This is a genomic window from Streptomyces caeni (assembly GCF_042678285.1).
Taxonomy (GTDB): domain Bacteria; phylum Actinomycetota; class Actinomycetes; order Streptomycetales; family Streptomycetaceae; genus Streptomyces; species Streptomyces caeni.
The window spans coordinates 23,666-32,224 of sequence record NZ_JBHUDX010000097.1; the positions used below are offsets into that span (position 1 = coordinate 23,666).

The 8,559-nt window shown below is 71.6% G+C and carries 11 protein-coding genes; 8 read left to right on the forward strand and 3 right to left on the reverse strand.

Annotated elements, in window-relative coordinates; all coding sequences use genetic code 11:
- Positions 1-85: 85 nt before the first annotated feature.
- Complete coding sequence (locus ACFSL4_RS31180) at positions 86-721, reverse strand: GNAT family N-acetyltransferase (protein WP_381090323.1); 636 nt, start codon at positions 719-721, stop codon at positions 86-88.
- 59 nt (positions 722-780) lie between these two features.
- Here ACFSL4_RS31180 and ACFSL4_RS31185 point away from each other — a divergent pair, with 59 nt between their 5' ends.
- The 4 genes from ACFSL4_RS31185 to ACFSL4_RS31200 all read left to right on the forward strand — a co-directional run bounded on the left by ACFSL4_RS31185 (position 781) and on the right by ACFSL4_RS31200 (position 3,500).
- Positions 781-1,692 carry a helix-turn-helix domain-containing protein gene (locus tag ACFSL4_RS31185; RefSeq protein ID WP_381090326.1) on the forward strand — a complete coding sequence of 304 codons (912 nt, stop codon included), beginning with the start codon at positions 781-783 and terminating at the stop codon, positions 1,690-1,692.
- A 59-nt stretch (positions 1,693-1,751) separates the two neighbouring features.
- Positions 1,752-1,964 (forward strand): EF-hand domain-containing protein, encoded by a 213-nt coding sequence (locus ACFSL4_RS31190; RefSeq protein ID WP_381090329.1) that lies wholly within the window; start codon positions 1,752-1,754, stop codon positions 1,962-1,964.
- A 144-nt stretch (positions 1,965-2,108) separates the two neighbouring features.
- On the forward strand, positions 2,109-2,747 hold the full coding sequence (locus ACFSL4_RS31195; protein ID WP_381090332.1) for a TetR/AcrR family transcriptional regulator: 639 nt from the start codon (positions 2,109-2,111) through the stop codon (positions 2,745-2,747).
- A 60-nt stretch (positions 2,748-2,807) separates the two neighbouring features.
- Positions 2,808-3,500: an NADPH-dependent F420 reductase gene (locus ACFSL4_RS31200; RefSeq protein ID WP_381090353.1), complete on the forward strand. Its 693-nt coding sequence runs from the start codon at positions 2,808-2,810 to the stop codon at positions 3,498-3,500.
- A 290-nt stretch (positions 3,501-3,790) separates the two neighbouring features.
- Here the strand turns inward: ACFSL4_RS31200 and ACFSL4_RS31205 are convergent, their stop codons facing one another.
- Positions 3,791-4,375 carry a TetR/AcrR family transcriptional regulator gene (locus ACFSL4_RS31205; protein WP_381090335.1) on the reverse strand — a complete coding sequence of 195 codons (585 nt, stop codon included), beginning with the start codon at positions 4,373-4,375 and terminating at the stop codon, positions 3,791-3,793.
- A 103-nt stretch (positions 4,376-4,478) separates the two neighbouring features.
- Between ACFSL4_RS31205 and ACFSL4_RS31210 the strand changes: the two genes are divergently transcribed.
- The 4 genes from ACFSL4_RS31210 to ACFSL4_RS31225 are packed head-to-tail and all read left to right on the forward strand — an operon-like array spanning position 4,479 to position 7,234.
- Complete coding sequence (locus tag ACFSL4_RS31210; protein ID WP_381090338.1) at positions 4,479-5,657, forward strand: alkane 1-monooxygenase; 1,179 nt, start codon at positions 4,479-4,481, stop codon at positions 5,655-5,657.
- Positions 5,654-5,818, forward strand: coding sequence for a rubredoxin (locus ACFSL4_RS31215; RefSeq protein ID WP_381090341.1), 165 nt, complete (start codon positions 5,654-5,656; stop codon positions 5,816-5,818). The genes ACFSL4_RS31210 and ACFSL4_RS31215 overlap by 4 nt, the downstream gene beginning before the upstream one ends.
- Complete coding sequence (locus ACFSL4_RS31220; RefSeq protein WP_381090344.1) at positions 5,815-5,988, forward strand: rubredoxin; 174 nt, start codon at positions 5,815-5,817, stop codon at positions 5,986-5,988. Before ACFSL4_RS31215 ends, ACFSL4_RS31220 begins: the two co-directional genes overlap by 4 nt.
- Positions 5,981-7,234, forward strand: coding sequence for an NAD(P)/FAD-dependent oxidoreductase (locus tag ACFSL4_RS31225; RefSeq protein WP_381090347.1), 1,254 nt, complete (start codon positions 5,981-5,983; stop codon positions 7,232-7,234). The genes ACFSL4_RS31220 and ACFSL4_RS31225 overlap by 8 nt, the downstream gene beginning before the upstream one ends.
- Positions 7,235-7,420: 186 nt before the next feature.
- Here ACFSL4_RS31225 and ACFSL4_RS31230 read toward each other — a convergent pair whose 3' ends face one another.
- Positions 7,421-8,452: a phosphatidylinositol-specific phospholipase C domain-containing protein gene (locus ACFSL4_RS31230; protein WP_381090350.1), complete on the reverse strand. Its 1,032-nt coding sequence runs from the start codon at positions 8,450-8,452 to the stop codon at positions 7,421-7,423.
- Positions 8,453-8,559 lie beyond the last annotated feature (107 nt).

The following is an 8,559-nucleotide window of genomic DNA, read 5'->3' on the forward strand; positions in this document are numbered from 1 at the left end:
CTGGACCGCTCCCCCGTCTGGTCCGAGCGTGTCCGTCACGAAATAGCGGCCTACCGGTCGTTCGTCCGGCACCGGCCGCCGGTGCCTACGGGGCGAGGAGCAGCGCCTCCGAACCCACCGGCAGGTAACCCGCCGCCAGCAACGCCCGCAGGCTGCGGGCGTTGCCCGGGGACACCTGGGCCCAGACCGGCTCGCAGGCCAGGTGCCGCGCCGCCGACGCGAGCGCCCGGCCCAGCCTCCGGTGCCGTACCGCCTCGTCCACCTCCACGGCGACCTCCAGCCACCCGGCGACGCCACGCCCCAGCACGAGCACACCGCCGTCCGCGGCCCACACGCGCACGGCGTCCCGGCGCCGGCGCGCCCGGGCGACCCGGTCGTGGCCGGGACCGTCGATCGCGCTCAGCGCCAGCGGGGGCTCCCCCGGCAGCGGCGCGGCGACGGTGAGCAGGTCGACGGTGTCGTGCGACCGGCCGGTCCGCCGCATGAACGCCTCCAGGAACCGCGGATTCATCGTGGCGGCGAGCGCGTCACAGCCGACGGAGCCCAGCGTCTCGCGCACCCACCGCGGGTCCTCGTCCGTGAACACCACGGAGTGCGCGGTGAAGGCGATCACCCCGGCGTCGCGCGGCGAGTGCTGGCGTACGACGGTGGTGCCGCCGTCCGCCGGGGGGAACGACCCGCGGGCCGCCGCGTCCAGGATGTCCCGCAGGCTGTCGGACATGAGTCGGTCGTCTCCTCCGGCTTGAGTCTCCACCCACTGGAGGGCTCACACTCGCAGACATGATCGACGACGGCACCGGCCTTTTCACCATCGGTGAACTGGCCCGCGCCACCGGACTCGCGGTGCGCACCATCCGATACTGGTCGGACGAGGGCGCCCTGCCCCCGGTGGCCCGCTCCCCGGGCGGCTACCGCCTGTACGACGCGGAGTCCGCAGCGCGCCTCGACCTGATCCGCACCCTGCGCGAACTGGGCCTCGGCCTGGACGACGTCCGCAGGGTGCTGGCCGGCGAGACGACGACGGCGGAGGTGGCCGCGCGGCACGTGGCCGCCCTGGACGCGCAGATCCGTTCCTTGAAGGTGACCCGGGCCGTGCTGTCGACCGTGGCGCGACGTGGTTCGACCGCAGAGGAGATGACCCTGATGAACAGGCTGGCGCGGCTGTCGGCGGCCGAGCGGCAGCGGATCGTGGACGAGTTCGTGGAGGAGACGCTGCACGAGCTCGACACCGTGGACCCGGACATCCGTGAGCGGATGCGGCGCACCTCGGTGGACCTGCCCGAGGATCCGACACCCGAGCAGGTCGACGCCTGGGTGGAGTTGGCGGAGATGATCCAGGACCCGGAGTTCCGGGCCCTGATGCGGAAGGCGGCCGAGTTCAACGCGGCCGACCGGGGCCCCGGCGTACCGGCCGGCGCGTCCCTGTGGTTCGTCAAGCGCCTCGTCGGGCTGGTGGGGGCGGCACGGGAGCGCGGGATCGCGCCCGAGGCACCGGAGGCGGACGGGGTGCTGTGCGAACTGCTCGGCGACGCCGACCCCTCCGCGGTGCTGGAACGCATGGAGACGGCCTTCAACGGGCGGGTCGCCCGCTACCGCGAACTGCTGTCCGCCGTCAACGGCCGGTCCGAGCCCGTCCACCGGGAGGAGTTCGCCTGGGTGGTCGCCGCACTGAGGGCTCGCACGGGCCGTTAGTCTGACCTGCGTCGGTACGACAGTAGGACAGATGAATCGCGACACAAAGGGGCGGATCGGTGGCGGACATCGAGGAAGCACGCAGGCAGTTCCAGCGGATCGATGCGGACGGTGACGGGTTCATCACCGCCGCCGAGTTCAAGTCCGCCCTGGCTCAGGGAGGCGACTGGAACGTCACCGAGACGGTGGCCGAGGCCATCATCAGGACGAGGGACCTCAACGGCGACAAGGTGCTGTCCTTCGACGAGTTCTGGGCCTACCTGGACAAGTGACCCCGATGCCGCGGGGACGCCCGCGCCGGCAACGGCCGGGTGTCCCCGCGCGCGGTGGGCGCCGCTTCGTCGTTCCGCCGTCCGCCTTCGCTGCGGGGGTGAGCACGGGGAGAGGGTCACGCGGCTGCCGGTAGAATCTCAACCATGATGAAATCCGCGGCGCGGGGGAGAAGGTCCGGGAAACCCGACACACGCGCCCAGATCCTCGGCATCGCCCGCAGGCGCTTCCTCCTCGACGGGTACCAGGCCGTCACGCTGCGTGCCGTCGCCGCCGAGGCGGATGTGGACGTCGCCCTGGTCAGCTACTACTTCGGCTCCAAGAAGGGCCTTTTCGGGGCGGCTCTCGCCCTGGCCGGCAACCCCGCCGAGACCCTGGCCCGCACCGTGGCGGGTGATCCGGCCACGTTTCCCCAGCGCGCCCTGCGCGATCTGCTCGCCCTGTGGGAGAACCCCGAGTCGGGCGCGCCCCTGCGCGCCCTGATCGCCGCGGCCACCCAGGACCAGGCCATCACCGATCTGGTCAAGGAGATGATGGAACGGGAGATGATCGACACGATCGCTGCCCGGATCGGCGGGGCGGATGCCCGTACGCGTGCTGGCGCGTTCTGCGCGCACATCGCCGGCCTTGTTGTGACGCGTTACATCCTCCGCCTGGAACCGGTGGCCTCCATGGCGCCCGATGACATAGTCCGTGTCTACGGCCCGCCCCTGCGCCTAGCGCTGCGCGAGCCCCCGCGACGCGCCGCGGGCCGCCGTCACCCGTACGGCGCAGACGCGGAATAGCCCGCACCGCCCGGAGGTTGGTGCTGCCCAGCGACGGGGTCACGGGGCTCCGCCGGACACATCCCCGGAAAGGGCGAGGCGAGTCAGGACATGAAGATCGGCATCATCGGCGCGGGCAACATCGGCGGCAACCTCACCCGGCGGCTCACCGCCCTCGGCCACGACGTCTCCGTCGCCAACTCCCGCGGCCCGCACACGCTGACCGCACTGGCCGACGAGACGGGCGCGACCCCCGTCACCGTGGGGGAGGCGGCCCGCGGCGCCGAGGTCGTCGTGGTCACGATCCCCGTCAGGGCGGTTCCGGACCTGCCGTCCGGGCTGCTCGACGGCGCGGCCGACGATGTCGCGGTGATCGACACCGGCAACTACTACCCGCGGCAGCGGGACGGACGGATCGCGGCGATCGAGGACGAGGGCCTGACCGAGAGCCGCTGGACCGAACGGCAGATCGGCCATTGCGTGGTCAAGGCCTTCAACGGCACCTACGCCCAGGACATCCTGGAGCGTCCCCGTCCGGCCGGCGATCCCGAGCGCATGGCGCTCCCGGTCGCGGGCGACGACGAGGCGGCCAAGCGGCGTGTGCGGGACCTGATCGACGAACTCGGCTTCGACACGGTCGACGCCGGCGGCATCGACGACTCCTGGCGCCAGCAGCCCGGTACCCCGGTGTACGGGCTGCGGGCCGGTGCCGACGCCGTCGCCAAGGCGCTGGCGGAGGCGTCACCCGAGCGCACCGCGGACTTCCGCGCCTAGGGGGTGTTTCGAAAGTCCTGTGCGGTGCCCGCGGTGTCCGGTGCGTGCTCTCGGCGTGCCGGACGAAAGCCCTCGTACTGGACGTACTCGGGGTTTCGGCCGGTGCGGCGAGTGGGGGTGCCCCCTGCTCGAAGAGCCTGGGGGAGCGTGCCGGGCGCCGCGGGTGCTGTGCGGGACTTCCGGAACACCCCCTAGGGGGCGACGCGGCGGGACACGCGGGGCTCCACGCGGCCGGGGCGCGGAGCCCCGATGTGGTTTCCGGGGCCCGGTGTCCCGGGCTACCGGGGCGTTCAGCGCCCGGCGACCCGCATGGTGATCTCGGCGATGCGCTCCGCGGTGAGATCCGGCGGCAGGACCGGCTGGACCAGGTGGCTGACCGTCAGGCGCACGACGGCCTCGATGGCCAGGTCCCGTGAGCGGGCGTCGATGTCGGACCAGACCTCCGCCGCGTAGGCGGTGAGCATGGTGGTGGCCGTCTCCAGGAGGGGCTCGGAGCGGGTGGTGAGGTGGGCGAGCAGATCCCCCTCACCGCCGCGGGGGCTGGTCAGGATGGCCTTGAGGAGCGGATTGTCGGCCGCGGTGCGCAGGGTGTATCCGATGGCAGCGGTCACCGCCGCCTTCATGTCGTCGGGGTGGGCGAGGAGTTGGTCCTGGATGCCGGTGAGGAAGCGCTCCACCTCGCGCATCACCAGGGCCTGCCCGATGGCTCCCTTGGACCCGTACTCGGTGTAGACGGTCTGCCTGCTCACGCCGGCGGTGGTGGCGATGTGGGTCATCTTCAGCCGGTCCCAGCCTTCGGCCGCGACCCGCTCGTAGGCGGCGTCCAGGATCCGCTCCTTGAGCAGGGAACGGACCGACTCTCGATAGCGCGTCATCTCGGGCCCATCCTAACGAGCCTTGTCCCCTCTCTTGACGGTCACTGAAGTTACTGTCTAGTTTCTGGACACTCGAAGGCGAAAGTGTCCAGGAGGTGGTGTCATGGCGGGGACCGCGTACCCGCTCGGGCCGTCGGTGCCGCAGGTGACCTGGCGGGACGGCAAGCGGTATCTGTGGCTGCTCGGGCTCGTGCTGCCCGCCTTTCCGTTCGCTGCCTGGGGCCTGGCGTCGGCGACCGGGCAGGGCATCTTCTGGTGGGTGCTGCTGCTGGTCGTCTTCGGCGTGATACCGCTGGTGGACCTGCTGGTCGGCAAGGACTCCGCCAACCCGCCGGACAGCGTCCTCGTCTGGCTGGAGTCGGACCGCTACTACCGCTGGTGCACCTATCTGTTCCTCCCGCTGCAGTACGCGGGGCTGGTGCTGGCCTGCTGGCTGTGGTCCCGTCCCGGCCTGTCGGCCGTGGACAAGGCGGGGCTGACCGTCACCCTCGGCATCGTCGCCGGTTTCGGCATCAACACCGCGCACGAGCTGGGCCACAAGAAGGATGCGCTGGAACGCCGGCTGGCGCGGATCGCCCTCGCCCAGACCTGTTACGGGCACTTCTACATCGAGCACAACCGCGGCCACCACGTGCGGGTCGCCACCCCCGAGGACCCGGCCAGCTCCCGTCTCGGCCAGTCCTTCTGGGCGTTCCTTCCCCGCTCCGTGTACGGCAGCGCCCGCTCGGGCTGGCACCTGGAGAAGGAACGGCTCGCCCGGCTCGGGAAGGGCCCGTGGACCCTGCGCAACGACGTGCTCGGCGCCTGGGCCATGTCGGCGGTCCTCTTCGCCGCGCTGACCGCGGTGTTCGGGCCCGGTGTGCTGCCATACCTGGCGGTGCAGGCCGTCATCGGCTTCTGCCTGTTGGAGGTCGTCAACTACCTGGAGCACTACGGCCTGCTGCGGCAGAAGACCCCCTCGGGCCGTTACGAGCGCTGCACCCCCCAGCACAGCTGGAACAGCGACGACATCGCCTCCAACGTCTTCCTCTACCACCTCCAGCGGCACAGCGACCACCACGCCAACCCCACCCGCCGCTACCAGGCACTGCGCCACTTCGAGGACTCCCCGCAACTGCCCACCGGATACGCCGGCATGATCCTGCTCGCCGTCGTCCCGCCGCTGTGGCGGCGCGTGATGGACCCGAGACTGCTCGCCCACTACGACGGCGATGTCACCCGGGCCAGCATCCACCCCCGTACCAGGGACAGGGTCCTGGCCCGCCACGGGGTGCGTCGATGAGCCGTTACCAGTGCCCCGTGTGCGACTACGTCTACGACGAGGACGCCGGCGCGCCCCGCGAGGGATTCCCCGCGGGCACGCCCTGGGCCGGCGTGCCCGACGACTGGTGCTGCCCCGACTGCGGGGTGCGCGAGAAGATCGACTTCAAGGAGCTGCCGTGAAGGTCTGGGAGTGCCTGGTGTGCGGTTTCGTCTACGACGAGACCAAGGGCTGGCCCGAGGAGGGCATCGCTCCCGGCACCCGCTGGGAGGACGTCCCGGACGACTGGTGCTGCCCCGACTGCGGCGCCGCCAAGGCCGACTTCCGGATGGCCGAGGCGTCCCGTGCCTGAGACCACGCCCCGCACCATCGCCGTCGTCGGCACGGGAATCGCCGGGACCACCGCCGCGATCACGCTGCGCGAGGAGGGCTTCGACGGCCGCGTCCTGCTGGTCGGCGACGAACCCCACGCGCCCTACCGGCGTCCGCCGTTGTCCAAGGACTTCCTCAAGCGGGCCGTACCGGCCGAGCGGATCCGTCTGAAGGCGCCGGCGGTCTGGCAGGAGCTGGACGTCGAACTGCGCACCGGCACCGCGGTCACCGGCATCGGCGACGGCGCCCTGGAACTGGCCGACGGCAGCAGGCAGCCGTACGACAGGCTGCTGCTGGCCACCGGCGGACGCGCCCGCACCCTGCCCTACGCCGCCGGGCACGACCACGTGCACACGCTGCGCCGCCTCGGGGACGTGCCCGCCCTCCGCGCCGACCTGGAGTCCGGTGGACCACTGCTGGTCATCGGCGCAGGACTGGTCGGACTCGAGGTCGCCGCGAGCGCCCGCTCGATGGGAGTGGACGTCACCGTCGTGGAGGCCGCGCCCGAGCCCCTGCGCCGGGTGCTGCCGGCACACCTGCGCAGGGCCGTCCTGGAACTGCACCGGGCCCACGGGACCCGGGTGCACACCGGTGTCGCGATCAAGCACCTGGTCCGGCGGGGCGGCACGCTGGTGGCGACCGCCCACGACGGACGGAGCTGGCAGGCGCACACGGTCCTGGTCGCCGTGGGCATCCTGCCCCAGACGGCGCTGGCCGCCCGGGCCGGTCTGGAGGTGGACGACGGAATCCTCGTCGACGCCTACGGCGCCACCAGCCGTCCGCACGTCTTCGCGGCCGGAGACGTGGCCCGCTGCCCCGACCCCCTCCTGGGGCGGCGGGTGCGCAACGAGCAGTGGAACCACGCCCAGCAGCACGCCGCCGCCGTGGCGAGGAACATGCTCGGCGCCGCCACACCGTTCACCGCGGTGCCCTGGTCATGGACCGACCAGTACGGCGTCCTGCTGCAGATCGCCGGCCATCCCGCCGACGCCGATGCCCTGACCGTGCAGGGCGACGTCGACGGGTTCGACTTCGCCGCCCTGGCGACCGCGAACGGACGTCCCGTCGGAGCCGTGGCATCCGGCAGACCCCTCGACTTCCGCGCCCTGCGCACCGTACTCGACCGCCGCCTCGCCGACGGCGGCCACCCGGGGCCGCCCGCCGAGGAGTCCGGCGGGCGGGGCCGGGCACACGACCGGCGACCACACCGCACAGCGACGACATGACCGTGCCGTCCGGCGCGGACGGACCGTCTCGGGGCGGGGAGGCCCCCGGTGCGGCGGGCCGCCCCGCCCTCCCCGCGCGCTGACGTCTACGCCTCGCAGCATGGGGGGCTCCCTGGCGTGCTGGTGGGGGAATCAGGGCCCGCCTGAATCATCTGGCACGGGTGATATGCCCCATCGGTGCGGGAGTCAGCCCCTTTCGGCGACCGAACTGAGGACCGAGGCCGACTTCGCGGACCAGTCGGAGGTGATGACGCTCGCATGGTCCCGGGCCAGCAGCGACAACCGCGCGGCCACCTCCGCGTCGGTCGGGTCCGTGGACGAGATGGCCGGCGACACGTCGGCGGCGGCCGTCATGATCAGGATGTAGTGGCCGCTGTCGTACCAGGACGTGTCGTAGCCGCCGTTGACGTAGGACGCCGCGTCCCCGTCGAAGAACACGAACCACGGGCGGATCGAGGCGTCGTAGCGGCTGGTGCGCGGATCACCGGCGGCCGCGCCCAGGACGGCCGGGAACGCCTGGGCGCTGGCGATGTGCCCCGCGGCGTACAGGTCGCGCAGATGGTCGCCGTACTCCTCGTCCGTCCAGTAGGAGTCGAACGGGTTGTTCATCTCGACCGTGCCGGGGATGAGTTCGAACATGACCTTGCCCCGGAGATCGTCGCGGGAGGGCCAGGCGCCGGCCCTGGTGGCCGCGTCGAGCGTCGGGTACGTGGAGCCCAGCAGGTCTGATGGCTTGTAGACGATGTCGCCGAGCTTCGAGGACACCAGCGCGTCGAACTCGTTCGGGCCGAGGCCGCCCTTGTCGTAGAAGCCGACCTTCATCTCCACCTTGAAGATGATCGGCCGGTGGTCGGGGTGGAGCTGGTGCCAGGCGGCGATGTTGTCGAGGCAGCTGCCGAGATCCTGGTTGCGGCTCTTGCTGTAGAGCTCGGCCGGGGTCTTCGCCGCCTCGCAGTTGTTGTCGTTGCCGAGCGGATTGCTGTGGCTGACCCGCCAGCGCTTGCCGAGGATGTCGGTGTAGACGTCCAGCTCCAGCAGTGAGGCGCCGGAGTCGAGGGCCTGCGCGAAGTACGTGTACTTGTCCTTCTCGTACGCGTTGTGCGTCCCGATCGTGGTCGTGCCGGAGAACGAGGGCGCCGCCGCGTGGGCGTTGCCCCCTGCCGACATCAGCATCGCGGCGGCACCCAGCAGCGCCGCCAGCCGTCTCATCGCCCGCACGTGTCAACTCCCTTTCGCTGCAGATAAGTTGACGGCAGCTTAGGAGGGAGCGGTTACCGATCGGTAGCCCTAGCTTGACGTTTAACCTCGCAGGTCACCCGACCTGC

Excerpts from the sequence above, each read along its gene's own strand:
- ACFSL4_RS31185 (WP_381090326.1), top strand. The coding sequence starts at position 781 with ATGATCGACGACGGCACCGGCCTTTTCACCATCGGTGAACTGGCCCGC.
- ACFSL4_RS31215 (WP_381090341.1), top strand. The coding sequence starts at position 5,654 with ATGAGCCGTTACCAGTGCCCCGTGTGCGACTACGTCTACGACGAGGAC.
- ACFSL4_RS31205 (WP_381090335.1), bottom strand. The coding sequence starts at position 4,375 with ATGACGCGCTATCGAGAGTCGGTCCGTTCCCTGCTCAAGGAGCGGATC.
- ACFSL4_RS31195 (WP_381090332.1), top strand. The coding sequence starts at position 2,109 with ATGATGAAATCCGCGGCGCGGGGGAGAAGGTCCGGGAAACCCGACACA.
- ACFSL4_RS31180 (WP_381090323.1), bottom strand. The coding sequence starts at position 721 with ATGTCCGACAGCCTGCGGGACATCCTGGACGCGGCGGCCCGCGGGTCG.
- ACFSL4_RS31210 (WP_381090338.1), top strand. The coding sequence starts at position 4,479 with ATGGCGGGGACCGCGTACCCGCTCGGGCCGTCGGTGCCGCAGGTGACC.